At 71.6% G+C, this 25424-nt stretch carries 20 protein-coding genes; 15 read left to right on the top strand and 5 right to left on the bottom strand.

The window, feature by feature from the left end:
- From SSQG_RS04845 to SSQG_RS04890, 10 genes are all read left to right on the top strand, one after another.
- Positions 1–775, top strand: a 775-nt coding sequence (locus tag SSQG_RS04845) for a hypothetical protein (protein ID WP_039931962.1), incomplete at its 5' end; no start/stop codon positions are given.
- A complete protein-coding gene (locus SSQG_RS04850; protein ID WP_003988593.1) occupies positions 760–2520 on the top strand; it encodes a non-ribosomal peptide synthetase in 1761 nt (586 codons plus the stop codon). The genes SSQG_RS04845 and SSQG_RS04850, both read left to right, overlap by 16 nt.
- Positions 2517–3332 carry a thioesterase II family protein gene (locus SSQG_RS04855; protein WP_003988594.1) on the top strand — a complete coding sequence of 272 codons (816 nt, stop codon included), beginning with the start codon at positions 2517–2519 and terminating at the stop codon, positions 3330–3332. Before SSQG_RS04850 ends, SSQG_RS04855 begins: the two co-directional genes overlap by 4 nt.
- Entirely contained in the window at positions 3329–4492 is a 1164-nt protein-coding gene (locus tag SSQG_RS04860; RefSeq protein ID WP_003988595.1) for an MFS transporter, read from the top strand. Before SSQG_RS04855 ends, SSQG_RS04860 begins: the two co-directional genes overlap by 4 nt.
- Positions 4493–4593: 101 nt before the next feature.
- Positions 4594–6405 carry an amino acid adenylation domain-containing protein gene (locus SSQG_RS04865; protein WP_003988596.1) on the top strand — a complete coding sequence of 604 codons (1812 nt, stop codon included), beginning with the start codon at positions 4594–4596 and terminating at the stop codon, positions 6403–6405.
- Positions 6402–7364, top strand: a complete 963-nt coding sequence (locus SSQG_RS04870; RefSeq protein WP_003988597.1) for a chlorinating enzyme — start codon at positions 6402–6404, stop codon at positions 7362–7364. The genes SSQG_RS04865 and SSQG_RS04870 overlap by 4 nt, the downstream gene beginning before the upstream one ends.
- Positions 7361–8581, top strand: a complete 1221-nt coding sequence (locus tag SSQG_RS04875; RefSeq protein WP_003988598.1) for an alpha/beta fold hydrolase — start codon at positions 7361–7363, stop codon at positions 8579–8581. Before SSQG_RS04870 ends, SSQG_RS04875 begins: the two co-directional genes overlap by 4 nt.
- On the top strand, positions 8578–10044 hold the full coding sequence (locus tag SSQG_RS04880) for an FkbM family methyltransferase (protein ID WP_003988599.1): 1467 nt from the start codon (positions 8578–8580) through the stop codon (positions 10042–10044). The genes SSQG_RS04875 and SSQG_RS04880 overlap by 4 nt, the downstream gene beginning before the upstream one ends.
- 178 nt (positions 10045–10222) lie before the next feature.
- Positions 10223–11431 carry an acyl-CoA dehydrogenase family protein gene (locus SSQG_RS04885; protein ID WP_003988600.1) on the top strand — a complete coding sequence of 403 codons (1209 nt, stop codon included), beginning with the start codon at positions 10223–10225 and terminating at the stop codon, positions 11429–11431.
- Positions 11428–12696: a cation:proton antiporter gene (locus SSQG_RS04890; RefSeq protein WP_003988601.1), complete on the top strand. Its 1269-nt coding sequence runs from the start codon at positions 11428–11430 to the stop codon at positions 12694–12696. The genes SSQG_RS04885 and SSQG_RS04890 overlap by 4 nt, the downstream gene beginning before the upstream one ends.
- A 94-nt stretch (positions 12697–12790) precedes the next feature.
- Here the strand turns inward: SSQG_RS04890 and SSQG_RS04895 are convergent, their stop codons facing one another.
- A complete protein-coding gene (locus tag SSQG_RS04895; protein WP_003988602.1) occupies positions 12791–13213 on the bottom strand; it encodes a secondary thiamine-phosphate synthase enzyme YjbQ in 423 nt (140 codons plus the stop codon).
- 83 nt (positions 13214–13296) lie between these two features.
- On the opposite strand from SSQG_RS04895, the gene SSQG_RS04900 reads away from it, so the two are divergent.
- A complete protein-coding gene (locus SSQG_RS04900; protein ID WP_003988603.1) occupies positions 13297–14373 on the top strand; it encodes an NAD(P)-binding domain-containing protein in 1077 nt (358 codons plus the stop codon).
- Positions 14374–14466: 93 nt separating this feature from the next.
- Here SSQG_RS04900 and mltG read toward each other — a convergent pair whose 3' ends face one another.
- Positions 14467–15312 carry an endolytic transglycosylase MltG gene (gene mltG / locus SSQG_RS04905; protein WP_039931963.1) on the bottom strand — a complete coding sequence of 282 codons (846 nt, stop codon included), beginning with the start codon at positions 15310–15312 and terminating at the stop codon, positions 14467–14469.
- Between the two features lie 43 nt (positions 15313–15355).
- Positions 15356–17158: an ABC transporter ATP-binding protein gene (locus tag SSQG_RS04910; protein WP_003988605.1), complete on the bottom strand. Its 1803-nt coding sequence runs from the start codon at positions 17156–17158 to the stop codon at positions 15356–15358.
- 102 nt (positions 17159–17260) lie between these two features.
- Between SSQG_RS04910 and SSQG_RS04915 the strand changes: the two genes are divergently transcribed.
- Positions 17261–17710, top strand: coding sequence for a MarR family winged helix-turn-helix transcriptional regulator (locus SSQG_RS04915; protein WP_003988606.1), 450 nt, complete (start codon positions 17261–17263; stop codon positions 17708–17710).
- Between the two features lie 150 nt (positions 17711–17860).
- On the opposite strand, the gene SSQG_RS04920 is transcribed toward SSQG_RS04915, so the two are convergent.
- Together SSQG_RS04920 and SSQG_RS04925 are read right to left on the bottom strand one after the other, a co-directional pair.
- Positions 17861–19288, bottom strand: coding sequence for a cation:dicarboxylate symporter family transporter (locus SSQG_RS04920; RefSeq protein WP_039931965.1), 1428 nt, complete (start codon positions 19286–19288; stop codon positions 17861–17863).
- A 174-nt stretch (positions 19289–19462) separates the two neighbouring features.
- A complete protein-coding gene (locus tag SSQG_RS04925) occupies positions 19463–21046 on the bottom strand; it encodes a peptide-N4-asparagine amidase (protein WP_003988608.1) in 1584 nt (527 codons plus the stop codon).
- A gap of 197 nt (positions 21047–21243) precedes the next feature.
- On the opposite strand from SSQG_RS04925, the gene SSQG_RS04930 reads away from it, so the two are divergent.
- From SSQG_RS04930 to SSQG_RS04940, 3 genes are all read left to right on the top strand, one after another.
- Positions 21244–23064 (top strand): ABC transporter ATP-binding protein, encoded by a 1821-nt coding sequence (locus SSQG_RS04930; RefSeq protein ID WP_003988610.1) that lies wholly within the window; start codon positions 21244–21246, stop codon positions 23062–23064.
- Positions 23061–24842: an ABC transporter ATP-binding protein gene (locus SSQG_RS04935; RefSeq protein WP_003988611.1), complete on the top strand. Its 1782-nt coding sequence runs from the start codon at positions 23061–23063 to the stop codon at positions 24840–24842. Before SSQG_RS04930 ends, SSQG_RS04935 begins: the two co-directional genes overlap by 4 nt.
- Positions 24843–24943: 101 nt before the next feature.
- Entirely contained in the window at positions 24944–25414 is a 471-nt protein-coding gene (locus SSQG_RS04940; RefSeq protein WP_003988612.1) for a DUF5709 domain-containing protein, read from the top strand.
- Positions 25415–25424: the final 10 nt, after the last annotated feature.

Here is a 25424-nt window from a genome sequence, read left to right on the forward strand (position 1 = left end):
TCTCGCACTCGACTACCCCGGATACCGGAAGGAGGCCCGGATCGAGGAACTGGGCCTGGACCGGCACGGGGTCCGTGTCCACGACCTCCTGCGAGGCCCCCTGCCGCGGGCGGTGAGCGGCGCCGACTACGCGGCCCGCCTGCTGGCGAACGCGCCGTCCGGGCCGGCACCGGTCGCGGCGGTCGCTGCGTACTGTGCCTCCGCACCGCTCGCTTTCGAAGTGGCCGCCGCCCTGGGCGGAGAGCCGCCGGCGATCGTGCTGTTCGACGCCGAGGCGACGTCCCGGGAGTCGATCGCGGCGGACTACCGCACGCGGCTCGCCGGTCTCGGCGTCCAGCTGGACGAGACGGAGCTGAGCGAGCGCGTCGACGCCGTCGCGCTGGCCGACGCCCCGGAGCGCCTCGTCGAAGAGCTCACCGGCGATCTGGCCCGCCGGGCCCGCGCCGCGCTGCGTGCGGCAGGCGCCGATGAGGCGGAGAGCGCGGCAAGCGCCACGCAGCTGGTGAATGCGTACACGGACTGGCTCAGCCATCTGGTGGCGGCTCACCACGCGCGTACGTCGCCCTGGGAGGGCGAGGTGCTGCGTCTGACCTCCGCGGACACCGACCCGTTCGGTTTCGCCTGTGCCGGCGGGCGGCAGCGCGCACTGCGCCTGAGCTGCGAGCGCTTCGAGCTGCTCAGGTCCGAGGAGACGCGTGCGGCGGTCCTCGACATGCTGGGCCTCGCGCGCACGTCGGACACGAGGGAGAGGACAGCGCGTTGCCCGGCCGCGTAGTGGAGTTGATCGCCGCCCAGGCAAGGCGCCGTCCTCGTGCCGCCGCGCTGGTCGCACCCGACGGCAGGCTGGACTACGCCGAACTCGACCGCAGATCGGCCGACTTGGCCGAGCAGCTGACGCGCCGAGGGGTGCGTCCCGGGGACGTCGTGCTCGTCCAGGCCTCCCGCGGAGTCGCGCTGGGCGTGGCCGTCCTCGCGGTGCTCCGCTCGGGAGGGGCTTTTTGTGTGGTGGATCCGCAGTATCCGGCGGACCGCATCCAGCACATGTGGCGGCGCAGCCATGCCCGGTTCGCGCTGATCGAGCCGGGTCTGCAGACCCCGGACGGGCCGGACGGGCCCGTCGTGATCCCCCTGCGGGAGAACCCCGCGTCCGGCACGGTGCACGGTGCACCGGCGCCGCACGTCCCCGAACCGAGCAGCGAGGACCCCGCGTACCTGGTCTTCACGTCCGGGTCCACCGGAGGGCCCAAGGCGGTCTCCATGCCGCATCGCTGCGTGGACAACCTGATCGAATGGACGCTGGCCAGCACGTCTCCTGAGCCGCTGCGCACGCTGATGTTCGCCCCGCTCGGCTTCGACGTGTTCGTTCAGGAGGTCTTCACGGCCTGGTCCAGCGGGGGCTGCCTGTACACACCGTCCGACGCCGAACGTGTCGACCTGCAGCGTGTGTGGGAGCTGTGCCGGGAATGGGAGATCCAGCGGATCTTCCTGCCTCCCGTGGCACTGGTCCGACTGGCGGATCTGACCGTCGAGTTCGGCATTCTGCCCGGCGCGCTGCGCGAGGTGGCCGTGGCCGGTGAGGCGCTGCACATCACGCCCGCCGTCCGGGACCTGTTCACCCGGCTGCCCGCGGCGCGTCTGCACAACCACTACGGTCCGGCGGAGACTCATGTCGCCGTCGCCCACACGCTCACCGGTCCGCCGCACTCCTGGCCCGACCTTCCCCCCATCGGGCGTCCGCTTCCCGGTATGACGGCGCATGTCGTCCCGGTGGAGGAGGGCGCCGAACTGTGGCTGGCCGGGATCGGTCTCGCCCACGGATACGTGCACGACCCGCGGCAGACAAAGGAGCGGTTCCGCAGCACACGGATCCAGGGCCGGACCGTACGCGCGTACCGCACCGGTGACCTGGTGCGCGAGCGGCCCGACGGAGTCCTGGAATACCTCGGACGGACCGACGGACAGGTCAAGATCCGCGGGTACCGGGTCGAGCCGGGCGACATCGAGGCAGCACTGCTGCGCCACCCCGCAGTGCGGGAATGCGCGGTGGCGGCCTGGACACCGCCCGGCAGCGAGGAACGCAGACTGGTCGCCCATGTCGTGCCCGGGCCCGGGCAGGCACCGGATGCGGGCGAACTGCGTGCTCACGCCGCCCGGCTGCTGCCCGACTACATGGTTCCGCACCACGTCGTCCTCACGTCCGAGCTGCCGCTCTCCCCGAACGGGAAGATCGACCGCCGCCGCCTGCCGGCCCCCGACGACGCGAACGACAGCGCCGGTCCGCCCCCGGATCCCGGCGATGTGCGGTCGGCCGTCACCGTCATATGGTCGACGGTCCTCGGTGTCGCCGACATACCTCCCGACCGGCACTTCTCGGACCTGGGCGGTACCTCGCTCTCCGCTGCGCTGGTCGTCACCCGCCTCCAGCAGCGCTTTCAAGTCCAGGTATCGGTGCAGGAGTTCCTGTATGACCCACGGGTGGACGCGATCACCGCACTGATCACGGAACGAGCTGCCGCATGACCCTTTCGACCGCATCGGGTGGGTCGCACGAACGCGCCGCCTGGCTCAGGGCCTTCCATGATGCCCACGAACAGGCCCGCACGCTCGTGTGCTTCCCCCACGCAGGTGGCACCGCGGGCCAGTACTTCCCGCTCTCCGCTGCGCTCGCACCCGACATCAGAGTCCTGGCGGTGCAGTATCCGGGGCGCCAAGACCGCTGTTCCGAGCCCGCGTTCGAGGACGTCGCGCTGCTCGCCGACGAGATCGCACGCCTGCTCGCCGAACCGCGACCGGCCTCTTCGCCCGTCCTGTTCGGGCACAGCCTGGGTGCCCTCGTCGCCTTCGAGACGGCTGCCAGGCTTGAACACCGGTACGGTGCCGCGCCCGCGGGACTGATCGTCTCCGGCATGCAGGCGCCGTACCGGCGCACGGCCTCGCGACTGACCGGCGACAGTGAGGACGCCGCCCTCGAAGCGCTGCTGGGGCTCGGCGGCACCGACCCCGCCATCACCGGCCACCCCGAGCTGCGGGCGGTGATCCTCCCGGCCCTGCGCAGCGACTTCCGGGCGGCCGCCGCCTACCGGCCCGGCAGCTCCCCCTCGCTGCTCTCCTGCCCCGTCACCGCGTGGACGGGCCGGGACGACGAATTCACCCACGGCGACGACATACACGCCTGGGCCGAGCACACCACCGCCGGGTTCCACACCCGGGACTTCGCCGGCGACCACTTCTATCTGAACGGCTTTCCGCCACTGATCGTGGAGGCGGTACGCACCGCGGTCACCCGCACGACCGGCCCGCTCGAGCGGGCCCGGACCAGGACGGACACATGAGGCTTCTCCTGCTGGCCGTGGGCACCTTCCTCATCGGCACCGACGTGTTCGTCATCGCCGGCATGCTTCCTCAGATCGGCGCCTCGCTCAACGTCTCCATATCGGCGGCCGGACAGCTCATGACGGTGTTCTCCATCGGGTACGCCGTTCTCGGCCCACTGCTCGCTGTCCCCCTCAGCCGCAGGTCGCCCAGGGCCGCGCTCACCGCGGCGCTGATCGCCGTCGCCGCCGGAAACGTGGTGTGCGCGGTCGCCGGCTCGCTGCCGGCCGCCATGGCCGGGCGGCTGCTCGTCGCCGCAGGGGCCTGTCAGTTCACTCCGCACGCGAGCTCGCTCGCGGCTTCCCTGGCCCCGGAAGGACGCACGGGCAAGTCCCTCGCGCTGGTCACCAGCGGCCTGGTGACGGGGTCGGTGGTGGGGGTGCCCTCGGGCACCTGGGCGGCCGACGTCTTCGGCTGGCGGCCCACCCTCGCGGTCCTCGCAGCGGCCACCGCTGCCGTGGCCGTGCCCCTCGCGGCCGGGCTGCGTGGCGTCGACTCCGAGCACACCGCGCACCGGCCGCGGGAACGGTTCGCTGCCCTGCGCGGACCACTGGTCCGCATGGTTCTGACCGTCACGATCTTCGCGGTGATCGCGGAGTACGCGGTGCTGACCTACGCCGCCACGGTGTTCGCCGAGGCGACCGCCGGCGAGGGCGGCCGGCTCGCGGTGCTGCTCTTCGCCTTCGGGCTCGGTGGCCTGGCCGGCAACGCCCTCGCCGGCGCGTACATGGACCGTCCGGCGGGCCGGCGACTCGTCCTGGCCTCGGTGGCCGGCATGGCCGTGGTCTTCCTGGCGATGCCACAGCTGAGCGGATCGTTCCCGGGTGCGCTCGTCGCCATGCTGCTGTGGGGTGTCAGCGGCTGGATGTACGCCGCACCACAGCAGCACCGCCTGCTCCGACTGGCCGGACCGGCGGGCCCTGTTGCCGTGTCCCTGAACAGCTCCGTCATCTACGTGGGCGCCGCACTCGGGGGTGCGGTCGGGGGATTGTTCCTGGGGCAGGTGGCGCCGCGATGGCTCCCGCTGGTGGCAGCGGTGCTGTGCGCCTCGGCGGTGGTGACCGAACTCCGCCTCCTGCGCAAGGACCGGCCCGCCGAGCCCACGACCGTACCGGTCTGAGGAGCGCGTCCGGCGCACGATTCGGACGCACGCCGCCACCGAGCTCAGAACGGCGGGAGAAACCGCCTGCCGCCGAACCGACCGAACAGACAGGAGGACCCATGGGCGCGAGAGGACGCACGCTCACGGACATGTTCCAGGACGTGGTGGAGCGGTTCCCGGACAAGGTCGCGGTGACCACGGCGCGGGGCGAACTCACCTACCGGCAGCTGAACGAACGGGCCGATGCCCTCGGGCACGAGCTCACCCGCACGGGGGTGCGGCCGGGACAGGTGGTCGCTCTGCTGGCCCCCCGGGACGCGGACCTGCTCGTGGGCATGCTCGGGATCCTCAAGGCAGGTGCCGCATACCTGCCGATCGATCCCGGCTCGCCGGCGGACCGCATACGGTGGACGGTCAAGGACAGCGAGTCGCTCGTGCTCGTGTCCACCTCGGCGCTGAGCGCGCCGATCTCCGGTCTGGACGCCGACGTCGTCCTGCTGGACGGCCTCCACGCCGCCCCGAGCCTGGCAGACAGCAGGGAGCTGCCCTCCGCCGACAGCGACGACCTCGCCTACGTGATCTACACCTCCGGGTCCACCGGTCTGCCCAAGGGCGTACAAGTGGAACACCGCAGTGTCGTCCGTCTCTTCGACGTGACACAGCGGTTCTTCGACTTCGACGAGAACGACGTCTGGACCGCGTTCCACTCGGCCGCCTTCGACTTCTCCGTGTGGGAGATCTGGGGCGCTCTGCTCTTCGGCGGGCGGCTGGTGATGGTGCCTCAGGAAACGGCCCGTTCGCCGAAGGAGTTCCACGCGCTGCTCCTCGCGCAGGGGGTGACGGTGCTCAATCAGACGCCGTCCGCCTTCCGGCGGCTCGCCGCGGTGGAGGCGCGGGCTTCGCATCCGCTGCCCCATCTGCGGGCGGTGGTGCTCGGCGGCGAGAAGCTCGACCCCGCCACGCTGCGCCCCTGGGTGGAGCGGCACGGTGACGAACACCCGCGCCTGGTGAACATGTACGGCATCACCGAGGCGACGGTGCACAGCTCCTACCGCCCGCTGCTCCGTGCCGACCTCGAAGGGGACGGACCCAGCCCGATCGGGGAACCCCTGCCCGATCTCACCTTCCACGTCCTGGACGAGGACGAACGGCCCGTGGGGAAGGGCGAGCCCGGCGAGCTGTACATCGAAGGTCCCGGCCTGGCCCGCGGCTACCTGGGCCGCCCCGAACTGGACAAGGAGCGGTTCATCGACCTCGTCGGCGCCGACGGCGCACCGCACCGCTGCTACCGCACCGGTGACCGGGTCGTCGTTCTGCCCGACGGCGGTTACGGCTACCTCGGCCGCACGGACGACCAGGTGAAGATCCGGGGCCACCGGGTGGAGCCCGGGGAGATCGAGTCGCTGATCACCCGCCATCCGGACGTGGCGCAGTCCGTCGTCCTGCCGCACGACTACGGAGAGGACGACGTCAGGCTCATCGCCTATGTCGCGTCGCGTACGGCAGGTCCGGCGCTCGCGTCGGTGCTGGCCGAGCGGACCGCCGCCGCGCTCCCGGCGCACATGTGCCCGTCCAAGTACGTCGTACTCCGAGAGCTGCCGCTCACGCTCAACGGCAAGGTGGACAAGGCACGGCTGCCCTCCCCGGAAGTGACCGGGGCGTCCGCCCAGGGCCCGGACGCGGCCGGCACGGAAGCGCGGATCGCCGAGGTGTGGCGCGTCGTTCTGGACGTTCCCCGGGTGGAGCGCGACGCCGACTTCTTCGAGCTCGGAGGCACTTCGCTGTCGCTGCTGCGCATGTTCACGCGTGTCAACGAGGTGTTCGGGCTCGACCTCGACATCACCGTGCTGATCGACGGCGCGACGGTCCGCCTGCTCGGGCGACACGTCGACGCCGCGCTTGCCACCTCCCCGACCGAGGAGACCACATGACCACGCAGACCACCGACTTCTCCCTCAGCGCGGAAGAGCTGGCCGCCTTCCACCGGCAGGGCTTCGCCGGACCCTTCACCCTCTACGAACCGTCAGAGATCAAGGCGGCGTGGGGACGGGCCCGCCTCGAACTCCTCGACCGCAGCGCCGCCGTGTACCAGGACGGCGCCGCGATATCGGGTGCCACGAACATCTCGAACTACGACCGCCACCTGGATCACGGATTCCTGGCCGAGCACATCGGCCGGCCGGAGATCGTCGATCGGGTCGGCAGCATCCTCGGTCCTGACGTGCTGTGCTGGCGCACCGAGTTCTTCCCCAAGTACCCGGGGGACGAGGGCACCGACTGGCACCAGGCGGACACCTTCGCCAACGCTTCGGGAACTCCGCAGATCCAGTGGCCGGGCGGGTCCGACTTCGGCGGCACCATCACCGTCTGGTGCGCGTTCAGCGACGCAACCGTCGACATGGGCTGCCTGCAGTTCATCCCCGGCACGCACCGCACCATGTTCTACGACGAAACCAAGCGGATGCACTATGCGCCGGACCGGAACACCGCGGTGGAGAAGGACGGCGTACGGCGTGGCTTCTTCGGCTACGACTACCGGGACCTGCAGATCGACCCGGAGTGGAAGCCCGACGAGTCGCAGGCCGTCTCCATGGAGATGAAGGCGGGCCAGTTCATCGTCTTCTGGTCCACGCTCATGCACGCCTCACATCCGCACGCCGGGAGGACGAAGGACATGCGGATGGGTTTCGCCTCCCGCTACGTGCCCACCTCCGTGCAGGTCTACCCCGGCACCTCCGCCATCGAGGAGTACGGCGGTCGCGTCGGCCTCGACCGCTACGGGGCGGTGCTGGTCAGTGGCGAAGACACATACGGGCACAACCGTCTGGTCGATCGCACCACCCGCGACCAGCCGTTCCGGCACCGGCCCGGGCGCGGGACCCGGGGATGACGAAATCCGAGGGCGCCGCCCGAGCGGCGAACGATGCCCTGCACCGGCTGGCGACGGCTTTGGTCGACAGCGCCTCCCTCGTCCGCGCCGTTCCGGAACGACTGCGGGTGGCACCGGTCGAGGGCGTCCCACCGGGCTCGGTGCCAACGCTCCAGGGTCTGCTGAACCGGCTCACCGACGCACTGCGGTTGCCCCGGCTCGACGTGGTGCCGGAGCCCGCTCCGCTCTGGTCCGTGGAACTCGCGCTCAGCAGGCGCCTGATGCTGGGTTCCGGCGGGTACGGCGCGGTCGCGGGCAGCGCCCGGCCGGGCCGGGCCGAGCCCGAGGGCGTCGAGGGCATCGCATGGTCCGCGTCGACGGCGCTCCCCGGCCGGCCGTTCATGGTCCCCTCGTACGACGGCAGCCCGCTGCGCTGCTGGACGGCCGGGCGGGAGGACCGTCCGGCCGTCGCCCTCGTGACGGCGTGCGGCATGCCGGTGGGCCTTGTGAAACGTTGGATGACGGCGTTGTCCGGCTCCTACCGGGTGGTGACATGGGAGAGCCGTGGGCTGTTCGCCACGGGGACGGGGCCCGGTCCGGCCGCGCTCGGGGACCACAGTCTCGCCGCGCAGGCCCGTGATCTGCTGGCGGTGCTCGACGGTTTCGGCATCCGGCGGGCGCACGCCATGGGACTGTGCGGGGGCGCCGCCATCGCCTTGGCCGCCGCTTCCGGCTCGGCACGCGTGGTGTCCATGAGCCTGTGGCACGGAGACTACGAACTGGGCCGTGCGGTACCCAAGACCGACCATCAGCGAGACGTCGAGTCACTGCTCGCCATGGCCTCCCGGAATCTGAAGCAGGCCGCCGGGCTGCACCGGTTGATGCGACGCCCGCAGGCGCTGAACGGCATGCGCCCCGACATCGCTCACCACCTCATTCACCCCTATGCGACGCCCGACCTGCTGCACCGCTACGGCCTGCTCAACGGAGCCATCATGTCCACGGACTGCCGCCCCTTCCTGACAGCCGGCCAGCCGACTCTGGTGGTCAGCAGTCCCAAGGACACGACGGCGCACCCCGCGGGCTCCGCATACGTCGCGAGGAGGCTCAAGCGGGCGGACCTGCGCATGCTGCCGGAGGGCGATCACCTCAGCGCCTTCGACGCGGGCCCGGAACTGGTCCGCCTGGCCGAGGAATTCCTCCACGACGTCACCGCATCCCACTGGAAGGACACGTGAGCGACCCGATGGACAGCGACCGCACACGCGTCATGGCCCGACTGCTGTGCACCCACCCCGCGGTCACCGAAGCCACCGTCACGGCGGGGGCGGACGGCCGGGAGAGCGTCGCGTGGCTCGTGCCCGACCGGAGCCATGCCCCGCTGCTGCACCGTGCGGCCGCCCTCGAGGCGGCGGGACGGCTGGGCATGCTCGGATGGCACGAACCCGCCGACGGTCTCCGGGTGGCCGGGGTGAACCGCGGCGAAACCGACTTCCTGTACCGCGAGATCTTCACCGAGAACGCCTACTTCAAGCATGGCATCACCCTTCCGCCGGGCGCGGTCGTCGTGGATGCCGGGGCCAACATCGGCATGTTCACCCTGGACGTCGCGCGGCGCAGCCCCGGCGCGCGTGTCATCGCCGTCGAACCGGTGGAGGAACTCGCGGAGGCCGCTACGGTCAACGCCGAGCTGCACGGCGTGGACGCCACCGTCTTGCGGTGCGGTCTCGGACGGGCGGAGTCAGAGATCAGGTTCACCTACTACCCGCACAACAGCGTGATGTCGGGTGGATTCGCCCAAGTCGACGAGGATTCCGACGTGCTGCGCCGGCACCTGCTCACCGGCGAAGGCGCCGAGGAGGGGGCGCAGCTGGACCGGCTCGTCACCGACCGGATGACCGCGGTGCGCAGGCGCGTTCCCACCACCACGCTCACCCGCGTCGCCGCCGACCACGGGCTGACCAGGATCGACCTGCTCAAGATCGACGTGGAGAAGGCCGAGATGGATGTCCTCGAAGGCATCGACGCCGCGCTCTGGCCGCGTATCGACCGCATCGTCATGGAGGTTCATGACATCGATGACCGACTCGCAGCCGTGCTCGGCACACTCAGCGCACAGGGCTTCTCCGTCACGCACGAACAGGACCCCAGGCTGGCCCTGACGCCCTGTCACCACGTGTACGCCCATCGGCCCGAGGCCACGGCCCACGACACGTGTCCGTCGAGGGTGGCGGCCACGTCGGTCGGCCACGGCCCGAATCTGCGGACGCTCGAGCGGGAACTGCGTGAACTCCTCACACGGGCGGACCCGTCGGCCGAAGTCCCGGGGCGCTTCGTGGTGGTGCCCGGCCTGGACGAGGTGACCGTCCAGTCCCCGGCCCCGGACGCGGTGCCGCGTGCCACATGTCGCACCGCGCACCTCGCCGAGATCTGGGCCGGCATCTTCGGTCCGGAAGCCGTTCGGCCGGACGCGGACTTCTTCGACCTCGGCGGCGACTCGCTCGCCGCCGTACGGCTGCTGGCGCACGTGGAGCGGCGGCTCGGGGAAGATGCCCTGACCCCGGACCTGATCTTCACGGACAGCACGTTCGGTGCCCTGGCCGCGGCGATCGAGGCATCCGCGCCCCCGAGGGCTTCCGCCGCCACGGGCGCACAGCGAACCGGAAGCGAAGATCCCACCCCTGACCGCGGAGAACCGTGAGCTCGGTGGCTGATGCGACGACGCGACGGCCGGCGGCGGCATGCAGCGATGCCCGGTTCGTCCTGGCCGCAGGGCCCCACCCGTCCCCCTCCCGTACCGGTCACGACCTTCTGCCGACGAGGTCTCGCCCTGCTGCGCGGCGACATCGCCCGGCGCACAGAGAACAGGAAGAGAGCGAATGGTGCGATCTCCGTACTTCACCGACGACCACGCGGCATTCCGTGAACGTACCCGTGAGTTCCTCACGGCCGAGGTGATGCCGAACGCGAGTGCCTGGGACCGGGAGGGCGGCCTGCCGCGGTCCCTGTGGAAGTCGTTCGGCGCGCAGGGCTACCTCGGGCTGCTGCATGCACGCGGTGCGGGTGGCGGCGCGCGGGACCTGTTCACTTCGGTGGTGTTCCTGGAGGAGCTGGGGCGCACCGGATTCGGCGGTCTGCGGGCAGCCGTCTCGGTGCACGCCTACATGGCCACCCACTACCTCGCCGCCGCCGGCAGCCCCGGGCTGCGCCGGGACTACCTCGCCCCCGCTGTCGACGGGGAGCGCGTGGCGGCCCTGGCGATCACCGAACCAGGCACCGGCGCCGACCTCTCCGGGCTGACCACCACGGCGGAGCGCGACGGCGACCACTTCGTGGTCCGCGGGGTCAAAACGATGGTCAGCAACGGCACGGGGGCGGACTTCCACGTCGTCGCCGTGCGGACCTCGCCCGACACCGGTTCCGGGCCACACGGAACGACCGGCTTGTCCCTCCTGGTGATCGACTCCGGCCTGCCGGGCATCACCATCACCGCGACTCCCACGCTGGGCTGGCGCGCGGCCGGCACGGCCACCGTGGCCTACGAGGATGTCCGTGTACCGGCGGACCATCTGATCGGGCGCGCCGACGCCGGCTTCTACTACCTGATGCGTGGGCTGCAACTGGAACGGCTGGTCGCGGCGACCCTGGCACTGGGCGGCATGGACCGCTGTCTCGAGGACACCCGCCGCTGCCTGACCGAACGTCGGCTCTTCGGCGGCACGCTGTCCGAACTGCAGGCGCCCGCCCACCGTGTGGCGGACCTGGCAACCGAGCTGGCTGCTGCCCGGCAACTCGTCCACCACACCGCATGGCTGTACGAGCAGGGTGACCTTCCGGCCACGGAGTGTTCCATGGCCAAGCTCCATACGACCGAACTGGCCTGCCGGATGGCGGACGCGAGCCTGCAACTGCAGGGGGCGCACGGCTATCTCGATTCCTCCGATGCCTCCCGCGCCTATCGGGACGCGCGGGCGGCCACCCTCGCCGCCGGTCCCAGCGAGGTGATGCGTGATCTCATCGCACGCGCCGTCCTCAGGCCCCGGCCGGACTCACCCGCCGTACGCACCGGTGGACAGGAGGGGGCATGAAGGGGGACGAGGCCGCTGTGTTCTTCCTTGCCTTCGCCGTGGTCCTCGGACTGGCCCGGCTGTTCTCGGCGGCGGCACGCAGGGTGGGACAGCCGTCCGTGGTGGGTGAGATCGTCGCGGGGATCCTGCTCGGCAGCACACTGCTGTCCGACACGTGGGGCCCGTGGGGGGAGACGGTCGCGCTCGACGGTGTTCGCCCGCTTCTCGGAGCACTCGCCAATGTCGGCCTGGCGATGTTCATGTTCGTCATCGGCTACGAGATGGACCACTCCGCCTTCCTCGGCAGCGGGCGCACCACACTGAGCGTCGCAGCGGGCTCCACGCTGGTGCCCTTGGCGGGCGGCTGCCTCGTGGCACTGCCTTTCGCCGCGGAACACGGGCCGTCGGGGAGCGCGGGCTTCGTCCTGTTCACGGGTGTGGCCCTGTCGGTGACCGCTTTTCCGGTGCTGGCGCGGATCCTCGCCGACCGGCGGATGAACCGCACAGCCGTGGGGCGGTTCACCATGGCCGCGGCTGCCGTGAACGACCTGGCCGCGTGGGTGCTGCTCGCGGGAGTAGTCGCCTGCTTCGGCAGCGCCGACCAGTGGCGCGTGACGCTGCTCCCCCTCTACCTGCTGGTGCTGGTCTCCGTCGTGCGCCCGCTCATGGCCCGGCTGCTGCGCCCCAGGGAAACTGAGGAGGGCCGGCCGACCTCAGCGATCGTGGTGGTGACCACCGGCCTCATGGCCTCCTGCGCGGCCACGGAGTGGCTGGGTGTCCATTTCGTCTTCGGCGCGTTCGCCTTCGGCGCCGTGATGCCCAGGGCCGGCCTGGACCGGCTGCGTGTCGAGGTCATGGAGCGAATGGAGATGGCGGGCACACAGGTGCTGCTGCCCGTCTACTTCGTGGTGGCGGGCACCGGGGTGAACCTCGCCGCGTTCGACGGCTCCAGCATGGGACTTCTGGTGGCGGCCCTGGTTGTGGCCGTCTCCACCAAGATGTCGGGCGCCTACCTCGGCGCCCGGACATCAGGTCTGCAACGCGATGACGCACTGACCGTCTCGATACTGATGAACACCCGCGGCCTCGCCGAGGTCGTCATCCTCACGGTCGGGCTGCGGATGGGCCTCATCGATGAGGAGTTCTACTCGGTGCTCATCGTGGTGGCCGTACTCACCACGGCCATGACAGGTCCGCTGCTTCGCCTCATGCGGCGCGAAGGCGGGACGGCGACGACACACGGTCCGGAAACCGGTGCGGTGCTGACCCCCGCCCCGCCCGCGTGAGCGCGGGTGGAGATCCGTCCCTCAGGGCTGCCGCACGTCAGAGGAGGCCGTTGTCGTGGGGAGGTTCACCCGGGATCGGGGCGATGACGAATCCCTAGCCGAGGAAGCTCAGCCGCACGTTCCGCTGCGGATTGTCCTTGTTGGTGTCCACCAGGCACACCGACTGCCACGTCCCGAGCTCCAGCCGGCCACGCAGCACCGGCAGGGTCGCGTGGGGCGGGACGAGGGCCGGCAGGACGTGGTCGCGGCCGTGTCCGGGACTGCCGTGCCGGTGCTGCCAGCGGTCGTCGGCGGGCAGCAGGGTGTGCAGCGCGGCCAGGAGGTCGTCGTCGCTGCCGGCGCCCGTCTCCAGCACGGCGATGCCGGCCGTCGCATGCGGGACGAAGACGTTGAGCAGGCCGTCGCGGCCGGCGGCCGCCTCGCGCAGGAAGGACTCGCAGTCGCCGGTGATGTCGACGACCTTCTCCGTGGCACCGGTGGCGACGTTCAGGACTCGGGTGGTGAAGACATCTGACATGCCCCCATCCTGACGTACCGGCCCCCGGCCGTGCCGCAGCACGGCCCGGGAAGATCCAGGGCCCCGGCGCGGTTGGCAGCAGCGTGGACACCACACGCGAGGTCGAGGTAGTCGTCGCGGGCGCCGGTCAGGCCGGCCTGGCCGCTGCCCATCATCTGCGGCGATCCGGTTTCGAGCCGGACCGCGACTTCGTGGTGCTGGACCACTCCCCCGGGCCCGGCGGCGCCTGGCAGTTCCGCTGGTCGTCGCTGACGTACGGCAAGGTGCACGGGATGCACGCGCTGCCGGGGATGGAGCTGACGGACGCGGATCCGGCGCGGCCGTCCGCGGAGGTGATCAGCGACTACTTCGACCGGTACGAGCGGGCCTTCGACCTGCGGGTGCGGCGCCCCGTCGACGTACGTGCCGTGCGCGAGGGTCCCGGCGGGCGGCTGCTGGTGGAGACCTCGGACGGGGTGTGGTCGACGCGGGCGCTCATCAACGCGACCGGCACGTGGGACCGGCCGTTCTGGCCGCGCTATCCGGGTCAGGAGACCTTCCGGGGACGGCAGTTGCACACCGCGCGGTACGCCGGGCCCGAGGAGTTCGCGGGGCGACGGGTCGTCGTGGTGGGCGGGGGCGCGTCGGGCACGCAGCATCTGCTGGAGCTCGCCCCGTACGCCGCTGCCACCACCTGGGTGACCCGGCGCCCGCCGGTCTTCCGCGAGGGGCCGTTCGACGAATACGCGGGCCGGGCGGCCGTCGCGCTCGTGGAGGAGCGGGTCCGGCAGGGTCTGCCGCCCCGCAGTGTGGTCTCGGTCACCGGGCTCCCGCTGAACGACGCGATCCGGCAGGGCATCGAGGACGGGGTGCTGGACCGCCGCCCGATGTTCGACCGGATCACCCCGGACGGGGTGGAGTGGGACGGCGGCGGGCACGTCGACGCCGATGTCATCCTGTGGGCCACCGGCTTCCGGGCCGCGATCGACCACCTCGCTCCGCTGCGGCTGCGCGGACCGGGCGGCGGTATCCGCATGGAGGGGACGCACGCCGCCGCCGACCCCCGCATCCACCTCGTCGGCTACGGCCCCTCGGCCAGCACCATCGGCGCCAACCGCGCCGGCCGCGCGGCCGTACGGGACATCAGGCGGCTGCTGGAGCGGGAGCCGGCCGCGGCGTGACCGACCGGTTCCCGGGGGGCGAGGACCGTCGGCGACCGCGGGCCGTCCGTAGCTGATCGCGCGGTTCCCCCGCGCCCCCGTGGGGGCCACGGGTCACCCGGCCGCCTGTGCGCCCGCGCTCTGCCGCTGAGCGTTGAACTCGGCCACGTTGCGCTGATGTTCGGCGTAGTCCGCGGTGAAGCGCGTATCGCCCGGCCGGACCGTGACGAAGTACAGCCAGTCGCCCGGCGGCGGGTTGACGGCGGCACGCATGGCGGCCTCGCCCGGGTTGTCGATCGGTGTGGGTGGCAGACCCATGCGCTGATACGTGTTGTAGGGGCTGTCGATCCGGGTGTCCTCCGCCGTGGTCCGGAGGGTGGAGCGGCCGAGGGCGTAGTTGACCGTGGAGTCCATCTGGAGCGGCATGCCGCGTTCGAGGCGGTTGAAGACCACCCGGGCGACCTTGCCCATGTCGGCCTCGGTGGCCGCCTCCGCCTGGACGATGCTCGCGATGGTGACGGCCTGATAGACGTTCATGGCGTTGCGCTGCGCCCCCGCCGCGAGGGGAGCGCCGTTGAACTTCTGGTTCGCGGTGTCGACCATCAGCGCCAGAAGATCCTCCGGCCCGGTGTTCTCCCGGATCGGGTAGGTCGCAGGGAAGAGGTAGCCCTCCGGGTTGCCCCGGGCGTCGTCCGGCAGTTTCAGGTCGAGCTTCGCGAGGGACTTCTCCGTACTGCCGGCGGGCAGGGCGAGCGCCTTGTCGACGGCCTCGTACACCTGGCTCGCACGCCGGCCCTCCGGGATGACCAGGGTCACGGCCCCACGGCCCTCCTGGCGCCCCAGGATCAGCAGCGGCACCGCCACAGCGGTGCCGACGACGACAGCTCCGGTCACGACGAGGGCGATACGGCCCCGGCGCGTCAGCCGGATCCTGCTCCGTGGCGGAGTGTTCTTCTCCATGCGGGCACAGTAACCCGCATATCGTCACAATCCGGGCATATTTTCATCTTGTCGGTTCCAGTTGCGCGTCCCGGCGTACGAGCGCCGCGTACCGGCCGTCCCGTTCCAGCAGTTCCTCGTGCGTACCGAGTTCGACCGCGCGCCCCGAGTCGAGGACCACGATCTGGTCGGCGCCCCTGACGGTGGACAGGCGGTGGGCGATGGTGAGGGTGGTGCGGTCGGCCGACAGGGCGTCGATGGCCTCCTGGACGGCGGTTTCGGTGCGGGTGTCCAGGGCGCTGGTGGCCTCGTCGAGGATGAGGACCGGCGGGTCGCGCAGGATGGTCCGGGCGATGGCCAGGCGCTGCTTCTCGCCGCCGGAGAAGCGGTGGCCGCGCTCGCCGACGACGGTGTCGTAGCCGTCGGGCAGGGATGCGATGTGGTCGTGGATCTGCGCCGCCTTCGCCGCCTGGAACAGCTCCTCGTCGGTGGCGTCGGGCTTGGCGAAGCGCAGGTTGTCGGCGACCGAGGCGTGGAAGAGGTACGTCTCCTGCGAGACGACGCCGACCGCGCGGGCCAGGGTGTCGAAGTCGAGGTCGCGGACGTCGACCCCGTCGAGGGTGACGCGGCCGCCGGTGACGTCGTAGAGCCGCGGCACCAGATAGCCGAGCGTGGACTTGCCGGCGCCGGTGGGGCCGACGATCGCCAGGCTGCCACCGGCCGGGACGGTGAGGCCGATGCCGTCGAGGACGGGGCCGCCCTTGCCGTCGTAGCCGAAGGAGACGTTCTCGAAGCGGACTTCGCCCTTGACCCGGTCCAGGCGCACCGGGTCCGGGCGCTCGGTGATGTCGACCGGCAGGTCGAGGTACTCGAAGATGCGCTGGAAGAGGGCGAGCGAGGTCTGGATCTGCACACCGGTCGACAGCAGGCTCACGGCCGGGCGGAACAGGCCCTGCTGGAGCGAGACGAAGGCGACGATGGTGCCGATGGAGACCTCGGGGCCACCCGTCTGGAGGGCGATGCCGGCGGTCCAGTAGATGACGGCGGGCAGGGCGGCCATGACGATGGTGATGACGGCCATGCGCCACCGGCCGGCCATGTTCGACCGCACCTCGAGGTCGACGAGTTCCTCGGACTCCTCGGCGAAGGACTTCGTCAGCGAGTCGGAGCGGCCCATGGTGCGGCCGAGCAGGATGCCGCTGACGGAGAGCGACTCGGTGACCGTGGCGGCCATGGCGGCCATCTGCTTCTGGCGCCGGGTGGTGATCTTCCGGCGTTCGTTGCCGACGCGGCGGCTGATCCACACGAACACCGGCAGCAACAGCAGCGAGACGACGGTCAGGCGCCAGTCGAGGGCGACCATCGCGACGATCGTGGCGACCACGCTGGTGAGGTTGGAGACCAGGGAGGTCGCCGTGGAGGTGACGGTGGCCTGCATGCCGCCGATGTCGTTGGCGATGCGGGACTGCACCTCGCCCGTGCGGGTGCGCGTGAAGAACGCGAGGGACATCCGCTGGAGCCGGCCGTAGACGGCGGTGCGCAGGTCGTGCATGACGCGCTGTCCCACCGTGGTGGAGATCAGGGTCTGCAGCACGCCGAAGACGCTGGTGAGGACCGCGCTGAGGATCATGCCGAGGGCGAGCAGGCTGAGCAGGCCGGTGCGCCCCTCGGGGATCGCGACGTCGAGGATCTCCTTCAGCAGGAAGGGTGTGGCGACCGAGACCAGTGACGAGGCGCCGACCAGCAGGCCGACGATCGCGAGGCGGCCCCGGTAGGGGCGGAAGAGCCGGAGGATGCGGCGGACCTGCCGCGGCTGTTCCTCCGAGCCGGCGGGTGGTGTCCAGGGGGCTTCGTGGTCGGGATGCATGGGCTCCTTCGAGAGCGGTAGGGCGCCGGGGGCTGGGCGCATCGGATCGTAGCTCATTGTTACCTACACTCACAATGAACGACATCCTGATATTGTTCCCGCATGACCACGCCCGACCCCGACGGTCTGCTCGCCGAGCAGCTGCTACGGCTCACGCGCCGGGTGCACCGCATCCAGAAGCGCCATCTGGAGCACCGCGACCTCGGCATCACACCGGCCCAGTCCCGGCTGCTGCGCACCCTCGCCCACTGGGGCTCGCCACCGCGCATGGCCGATCTGGCCGAGCGCCTGGAAGTGGTGCCGAGGGCCGTGACGACGCTGGTCGACGGGCTGGAGGCGAGCGGCAAGGTGCGGCGGGTTCCGGACCCGGCGAACCGGCGGGTGATCCGCATCGAGCTCACCGACGACGGCCGGGACGCGCTGCGCGAGCTGCGCGCCGCGCGCAGGTCGGCCGCGGAGGAGATCCTGGAACCGCTGACCGAGGATCAGCGCGAGGCGCTCGGGGGGCTGCTCGACGCCCTGGTCGACGGGGCGCCGGCGCGCCCTTGCTGAGGGGCCGGTCAACGCGCCCTTGGCGAGGAGCCGGCCAACGCGCCATTGCTGAGGGAGTTGGTCCAGGACGCCCGCCATCCGGCCCAGACGAACGGGCCGCGACCGCCGCTCGTCCTGCTGGAGCGGTGGCCGCGGCCCGTTCGCATGCGGTCAACCGACCTCGGGGGCGGGTTCCTTGGGCTTCTGGGTGGGGATGCCGGGCGCCGGGTCGATGACCGCCGGCGGCTCGACGGCGTTCTCACCGCCGTCGCTCCCGGCATCGCCCTTCTCGTCGTCCGGCTCGGCCGCGTACTCCCCGTCGAGCGCCTTCTTCGCCCGCTCGATGTCCAGCGCACCCTCCCAGCGGGACACCGCGAAGACCGCGACACAGTTGCCGAGCAGGTTCGTGACGACGCGCATCGAGTCCATGATGCGGTCCACGCCCAGCAGCAGGGCGACGGCGCCCGCCGGGATGGCCCCGAGGGAGGAGGCGGTCGCGGACAGGGCGAGGAACGCCGAACCGGGGATGCCCGCCATGCCCTTGCTGGTCAGCATCAGCACCAGGACCACGGTGACCTGCTGCCCCAGGCTCAGATCCACGCCCACGGCCTGGGCGATGAACAGCGTGCCGATGGACAGGTAGAGCGAGGCGCCGTCGAGGTTGAAGGAGTAGCCCGTGGGCAGCACCAGACCCACGGCGTCGTCGCGGGCACCGGCCCGGCGCAGCTTCTGCATCACACGCGGCATCACGGCCTCGGTGGAGGCGGTGCCGAGCGCGAGCAGCATCTCCTCGCGGATGTAGCGCAGGAACTTCCACAGACTGAGTCCGGTGACCAGCCGCAGGGCGATGGAGAGCAGCGCGATGAACAGCGCCGCCGCCACATAGCAGAGCACGATGAGCTTGGCGTAGGTCTTCATCACGCCCAGCCCGTAGTTGCCGACCAGGTGGGCCATCGCGCCGAAGACCGCGAGCGGGGCCAGCCGCATGATGAACCCGACGACCGTGAAGATCACGTCCTGGGCCTGGTCGATGGCGGGCAGGATCTTCGGCACCCTGGTGTGCCCGAGGTGCAGCAGGGCGGCACCCACCAGGCAGGCCAGGATGAGGACTTGGAGCAGCTCGTTCTCGGCGAAGGCCCCGACGAAGCTCTGCGGCAGGGCGTTCAGGAGGAAATCGGTCGTCGAGGGCAGCCGGCCGCCGCCCGTCGTCTCGTCGACCGCCGCGGCGTCCAGCGAGGAGGGGTCGACGTTCATGCCCCTGCCGGGGCCGACGACATTGGCGGCGACGAGACCGATGACCAGGGCGGCCGTGGAGGCGACCTCGAACCAGATGAGGGCCTTGACCCCGATCCGGCCGAACGCCTTCAGGTCACCGGCTTTGGCGATGCCGACGACGACCACGCAGAAGACCAGGGGCGAGATCACCGTCTTGATGAGACGGGTGAAACCGTCGCCGAGCGGCTGGAAAGCCGTGGCCGTGTCCGGCCACAGCTTCCCGACGACGATTCCGAGCACGAGGGCACAGAGGACCTGCGCGAAGAGTGAGGTACGCAGAGTGCGTGCGACGCGTCGCGGCAGAGACGGTACGGACGGTGGCACGGGGCCTCCTAGGGGGACGGGGCACACAGAAGCCGGAGGGGACTTCTGCGATACGGAAAGCTGCTTCCGTAGCCGTACACAATGGAGGCTGTCTTGATCACGCACAAGACCGCAACGTTTCAGCCACGTAAAAGCGGCCTAAGTGACGCATGTCACACACGCCACACCGGTCACTCAGCAGCGGTGGCGATCCTCCGTGAGCACGCCCTGCGCGGTCGTGAGCGTCCGGTCGTAGCAGCCCCGTGAGCCGTACAGCCGGTGGCGCTCGCTGGTGGTACCCACCGCATGCCGCTGGTCACGCGGCACGTTGGCGGTGTAGGTGGCATCGCCCGTGTAGGTGTCGTCGAGCCGTGACCACGCGGTCCGCCGGGCACCGTGCGACGCGACGGTCGTGGCGCGGTCTCCGAGCGTGAGCACCGTACGCAGCCGGTCACCGGCACCGAGGGTGGTCGTGCCGTCCATGGTGTACGTCCGGTGCATGCGGGTGGTGCGGCCATCGGCCGTCACCGACTCGTCGTCGGTCCAGGTGGCGTTCAGGCCGTCGGTCGTCTCACCGTCGGTCCAGCGGTGCACCGAGGAGTGGGCGAGGGAACGGCTGACGGTGGTCGTGACACGCCCGTGCGAGGTGTCGACGTATCCGGCGACGGTCAGCCGGTGGGCGCCCTCGGTGTCCACCCGGTGCTGAGAACCGGGCGTGTAGGCCGAGGAGTCGGTCAGCTCGCCCGCGCGGTGCGCGGTGAGCTTTCCGGTGACCCTGGCCCGGTGCTCGTCCTGCCAGACGAGCACGTTCACGGGCGTGCTCCAGCCGGTCTGCCCCTCGGGGACACCGACGACCGACACCTCGACGCGGTGCGGGCGGCCGTCGTTGAGGATCCCGGCGAAGGGGGTGAGGTCGTAGGTGATCGGCTTGATGTCGAAGGCGCGCGGGCCCGGCGTCACGTACCAGAGGAACGGGTTGGACCAGCCGCCCGTCCACACCGTCGGGAACGGCGTGGCGATGCCCGCGAGGCGGCCGTCCACACTGATCTGCACCTCGCGGTAGGGACCCTGCCCCGCCTTGCAGGAGTACGGAGCCGGATCGGGCACCGACAGGTACCAGTACTCCTCGCAGCCGCCGCCGGAGCCCGTGGCGTACACCTCGGCGAGGATGCGTTCGCTGTTGCGGGGAGTGGTGAGCGTCGCGTCGCCGCCCAGGGTGAGGACGCGGTCGGGGCTCGTGCCGTCCGGGCGGCCCCGGTAGAAGGTCAGCGTGACCGTGACGTCGAGGACGCCGGTGTAGGTGTCGTCGACGACGTTCCCGATGAGCATCTCGACGTCCTGGGCGCGGCGGAACGTGTCGCTGTAGCGCGTGACGTCCTTCTCCACGGACCACTCGATGCCGTCGGGCGAGGGCTGCGGCGTCGAGGTGCGGAAGATCTCGACCCCACCGACGTGCAGATAGCCGAGCCGGTCGTACTGCCGCCCCTTCACCTTGCCGTCGAGCCGCAGCACCACCTTGCTCCAGCGGCCGCCGCAGTCGCCGGGCGGGGTGTACGCGCCCCGGTACGGGGTGAAGTCGCGGAACTGCGCCCGGGCCACGGTGACTTCGCAGGAGGCGCCACCGGGCGTCGGGACGGGCGGGGCGGCCGTGACCGGGTCGTGCCAGTCCGTGCCGAACTCGGCGGGGACGTCGGCCGCGTGGGCGGGACCGGTTCCGAGGAGGGTGCTCGCCAGGAGGGCCGCTCCGGCAAGCACGGACATGACTATCCGTCTCTTCATGGGCGGTGTTCTACGGGGAGTCCGCCACCTCCGCAATGAGCACCCGCCCGTCGGGCAACCCTGTTCCCGCCCCTGTCGGCCGGTTCCGGTCGGTGCGCGGAAAACCGGTTGCCGCCGACCACGCGGCGGCGCGAACCTGTCACGGTTTGTTGCCTTCGGCCTGCCCCCTTTCCCCTGACACGAGCCACTGGGACGTCATGCAGATTCAAGACCTTCCCTACCCCGACCCGGGCGTGCCGGACGCGCGTTCGGGTCCCCGATTCCTGTGGTGGCTCTTCCGCAATCAGCTGGGCGGCCAGCTCAAGTCGCTGGCCTGGGGGATGCTGCACTTCGCCTCCGTCGCCACGCTGCCGTTCTGCGTCGGTGTCGCCGTGCAGGCCGTGGTCGACCGCTCCGGCTCCCGACTCGCCCTGGCGGGCGGGCTGCTGGCGCTGGCCTGCGCCGGAAACGCGGTCGGCGACACCTTCCTGCACCGGACCGCCATCACCAACTGGATCACGGCCGCCGCCCGTGTCCAGCAGCTGCTCGCCCGCAAGGCCGCCCACCTGGGCTCGGCGCTGACCCGGCGGGTCGCGGCGGGTGAGGTGGTCTCCGTCTCCACGGGTGACGTCGAGAAGATCGGCTGGTTCGTGGAGGCCTTGTCGCGGTTCACCGCTGCCCTGGTCACCATCGTGCTGGTCTGCGCCGGCCTGCTCGTCTACCAGCCGGCGCTCGGCGTGGTCGTCGCCGTGGGCCTGCCCGTGCTGGCGATCGCCGTACTGCCCCTGCTCCCCCGTGCCACCCGGCGCGCCGACATCCAGCGCGAGAAGGCGGGACGCGCCACGGAACTCGCCTCGGACACCGTCGCCGGCCTGCGCGTGCTGCGCGGCATCGGCGGGGAGGAACTGTTCCTGGAGCGCTACCGCCACGCCTCCCAGGAGGTCCGCCACGCGGCCGTGCGCAGCGCCCGGATGTGGTCCCTGATCTCCGCGATCCAGGTCCTGCTGCCCGGACTGCTGCTCGTCGGCGTGGTCTGGTACGGCGTGCACCTGGCGCGCCAGGGCCGGATCACCGTCGGCGAACTGGTCACCGTCTACAGCTCGGTGATGGTCCTGACGTATCCGCTGCGGCACTTCGAGGAGATCGCCATGGCCTACTCCTTCTCCCGGCCGTCGGCCAGGCGGGCCGCGCGGGTGCTCTCGCTGGAGCGGGCGACGGACACCGCCGGGTCGCGCGCGGCCGACAGCCCCTCCGGAGACCTGTACGACCCGGACACCGGACTGCTCGCGCACGCCGGCCGGCTGACCGCGGTGGTCTGCGGGGACCCGGACGCGGCCGGCCACCTGGCGGAACGCCTGGGCGGACACCCCTCGCACGAAGGCACCTCGGTGCTGCTGGACGGTGTGCCGCTCGACGAACTCCCGCTGGACAGCGCCCGCACGTCCGTCCTCGTCCAGGACAAGGACCCGGTGCTGCTCTCCGGCACGCTGCGCGAACTGCTCGACGTGCCCTCCTCGGGCGACGTCGAGCCGCGTGCGGCGCTGGCCGCCGCGCAGTGCGAGGACGTGCTGACCGCGCTGGCGCAGGGTTCGCTGGACGCCGCCGACCCCATGGACGCCCGGATCACCGAACGCGGCCGGTCCCTGTCCGGCGGTCAGCGTCAGCGGCTCGCGCTCGCCCGGTCGCTGCTCACCGACCCCGAGGTGCTCGTCCTGGACGAGCCGACCTCGGCCGTCGACTCGCACACCGAGGCACGGATCGCCCAGGGCATGCGGGAGCTGCGCGCGGGGCGCACGACCGTGGTGTTCACGTCCTCCCCGCTGCTGCTGGACCGCGCCGACCGGGTCGTGTTCCTGCACGAGGGCGAGGTGGCGGCGGCCGGCACCCACCGCGAGCTGGTGCACACCGAGTCCCGCTACCGGGCGGTCGTCACCCGCGAGACGGACGAGGAGACCACCGCGCACGAGCGATCCGGCCGCGTGGCTCTCGACGACGTACTGGAACTGGAAGAACTGGAAGAGATCGAGGAGACAGCATGATCGGCGTGGCGCCACCGGCGTACGACCCGGCGGCCCCGACGACGGCGAACACCCTGCCGGTCGGCGCCCCCTCGACCGTCCGCGCCTACGTGGCCGAACTGCTGCGCAGGCACCGCCGGGCGTTCGCGCTGCTCATCGCCGTCAACACGGTCGCCGTCCTCGCCTCCATGGCCGGGCCGTGGCTGCTGGGCGGGCTGGTGGAGCGGGTGTCCGACGGGGCGCGGGACCTGCGGCTGGAGCTCACCGCGGGGCTCTTCGTGGCCGCGCTGGCCGCCCATGCCCTGTTCGTGCGCCAGGTGCGGCTGCGGGGCGCGATGCTCGGCGAGCGGATGCTGGCCGATCTGCGCGAGGACTTCCTCGTCCGGTCGGTCGGGCTGCCGCCCGGCGTGCTGGAGCGTGCCGGGACCGGTGACCTGCTGTCCCGCATCACGACGGACGTCGACCGGCTGGCCAACGCGATGCGCGAGGCCGTGCCGCAATTGTCGATCGGCGTGGTGTGGGTGGCGCTGCTCATGGGCGGCCTGGTCGTCACGGCGCCGCCGCTGGCGCTCGCCGTGCTCGTCGCCCTGCCCCTGCTGGTGGCCGGCTGCCGCTGGTACTTCCGGCGGGCGCCGGCCGCCTACCGCTCGGAGGCGGCCGGGTACGCCGCCGTGGCCGCGGCGCTCGCCGAGACGGTGGACGCCGGGCGCACGGTCGAGGCACACCGCCTCGGTGCCCGGCGGGTGGCGCTGTCCGAGCGCCGGATCAGGGAGTGGACGGCCTGGGAGCGCTACACGCTGTGGCTGCGGTCGGTCCTCTTCCCGGTCGTCAACGTCACCCATGTGACCGTGCTCGGGTCGGTCCTGCTGATCGGCGGTGTGTTCGCCCTCCGGGGCTGGATCGACGTCGGCCAGCTCACGACGGGGGCGCTGATCGCCCAGATGCTCGTCGACCCGGTGGGCATGATCCTGCGCTGGTACGACGAGCTCCAGGTGGCCCAGGTGTCGCTGGCCCGGCTGGTCGGTGTCCGGGACATCGAGCCCGACGCGGGCGACTCCTCCGTGGCCCCCGACGGACGCCGGGTCCATGCCGACCAGGTGCGCTTCGGCTACCTGGAGGGCGTCGACGTGCTGCGCGAGGTGTCCCTCGAGGTCGCTCCCGGCACCCGGCTGGCCCTGGTGGGCCCCTCGGGTGCGGGCAAGTCGACGCTGGGCCGGCTGCTCGCCGGGATCTACGCGCCCCGGGAGGGCCGGGTCACCCTGGGCAGCGCCGAGCTGTCCCGGATGCCGGCGGAACGCGTCCGGGCGCACGTCGCCCTGGTCAACCAGGAGCACCACGTCTTCGTGGGCTCCCTGCGCGACAACCTCAGGCTCGCCAGGACCGGCGCGGTCGACGCCGAGCTGTGGGCGGCGCTGGGCGCGGTCGGCGCGGACGGCTGGGCCCGTGCCCTCGACGACGGCCTGGACACGGAGGTCGGCTCGGGCGGCCTGGCGCTCACGCCCGCGCAGGCCCAGCAGATCGCGCTGGCCCGCCTGGTGCTGGCGGACCCGCACACCCTGGTCCTGGACGAGGCGACGTCCCTGCTCGATCCCCGCGCCGCCCGTCACCTCGAACGCTCGCTGGCCAAGGTCCTCGACGGCCGCACCGTCGTCGCCATCGCCCACCGCCTGCACACCGCCCACGACGCGGACGTCATCGCGGTCGTCGAGAACGGCCGGATCAGCGAACTGGGCAGCCACGAGGAACTGGTGGCGGCGGACGGGGCGTATGCGGCGTTGTGGCGGTCGTGGCACGGGTGAGGTCCGGGGCGGGGGCCGCGCCGGGCCCTTGGCGTTGCGCGGTGCCGAGGCTCGGTGGAAGGCTGGAGTCAGGCACCGGCTCGGGGAACCTGGAGGTACCCGTGAACAGCTCCGACGGCTGGGGAGACGAGGTCTACCAGCCGGACCAGGACGAGCAGAGGGAGGACACGGGGCTGCTCGACGCCGAGGACACGCTGGAGAACGACGGCGTCGACGATCCCCTGGACCGGGGCTGGTCCCCTCCGGAGCGGCCCTGGGCCGTCGAGCACCTCGGTGTCACGGCGGCCGAGCGGCAGCAGGGCGAGACGCTCGACGAGCGGCTCGCCGAGGAGCTGCCGGAGTCCGCCGGCCAGGACGGCGACGGCCTCGGGGACTGCGAGGGCACCGACGGGGAACTCCTCGACACCGAGGTCGGTGCCGACCGCTCCGGGCGGCTCGTCGCTCCCGACGAGGGCGCGCACGAGGACGAGGAGAGCGCGCTGGTCGCCACGGACGTGGGCATCGACGGCGGGGCCGCGTCGGCCGAGGAGGCCGCCGTTCACGTCGTCGACGAGGACACCCTGTCCGGCTGACCGCAGCACC

Origin of the sequence: Streptomyces viridochromogenes DSM 40736, assembly GCF_000158955.1 — a bacterium.
GTDB classification, from domain to species: Bacteria; Actinomycetota; Actinomycetes; order Streptomycetales; family Streptomycetaceae; genus Streptomyces; species Streptomyces venetus.

Coding starts and splice junctions, on each gene's coding strand:
- SSQG_RS04935 (WP_003988611.1), top strand. CDS start 23,061: ATGATCGGCGTGGCGCCACCGGCGTACGACCCGGCGGCCCCGACGACG.
- SSQG_RS04870 (WP_003988597.1), top strand. CDS start 6,402: ATGACCACGCAGACCACCGACTTCTCCCTCAGCGCGGAAGAGCTGGCC.
- SSQG_RS04875 (WP_003988598.1), top strand. CDS start 7,361: ATGACGAAATCCGAGGGCGCCGCCCGAGCGGCGAACGATGCCCTGCAC.
- SSQG_RS04930 (WP_003988610.1), top strand. CDS start 21,244: ATGCAGATTCAAGACCTTCCCTACCCCGACCCGGGCGTGCCGGACGCG.
- SSQG_RS04890 (WP_003988601.1), top strand. CDS start 11,428: ATGAAGGGGGACGAGGCCGCTGTGTTCTTCCTTGCCTTCGCCGTGGTC.
- SSQG_RS04885 (WP_003988600.1), top strand. CDS start 10,223: ATGGTGCGATCTCCGTACTTCACCGACGACCACGCGGCATTCCGTGAA.
- SSQG_RS04860 (WP_003988595.1), top strand. CDS start 3,329: ATGAGGCTTCTCCTGCTGGCCGTGGGCACCTTCCTCATCGGCACCGAC.
- SSQG_RS04925 (WP_003988608.1), bottom strand. CDS start 21,046: ATGAAGAGACGGATAGTCATGTCCGTGCTTGCCGGAGCGGCCCTCCTG.
- SSQG_RS04910 (WP_003988605.1), bottom strand. CDS start 17,158: ATGCATCCCGACCACGAAGCCCCCTGGACACCACCCGCCGGCTCGGAG.
- SSQG_RS04915 (WP_003988606.1), top strand. CDS start 17,261: ATGACCACGCCCGACCCCGACGGTCTGCTCGCCGAGCAGCTGCTACGG.
- SSQG_RS04895 (WP_003988602.1), bottom strand. CDS start 13,213: ATGTCAGATGTCTTCACCACCCGAGTCCTGAACGTCGCCACCGGTGCC.
- mltG (WP_039931963.1), bottom strand. CDS start 15,312: ATGGAGAAGAACACTCCGCCACGGAGCAGGATCCGGCTGACGCGCCGG.
- SSQG_RS04865 (WP_003988596.1), top strand. CDS start 4,594: ATGGGCGCGAGAGGACGCACGCTCACGGACATGTTCCAGGACGTGGTG.
- SSQG_RS04855 (WP_003988594.1), top strand. CDS start 2,517: ATGACCCTTTCGACCGCATCGGGTGGGTCGCACGAACGCGCCGCCTGG.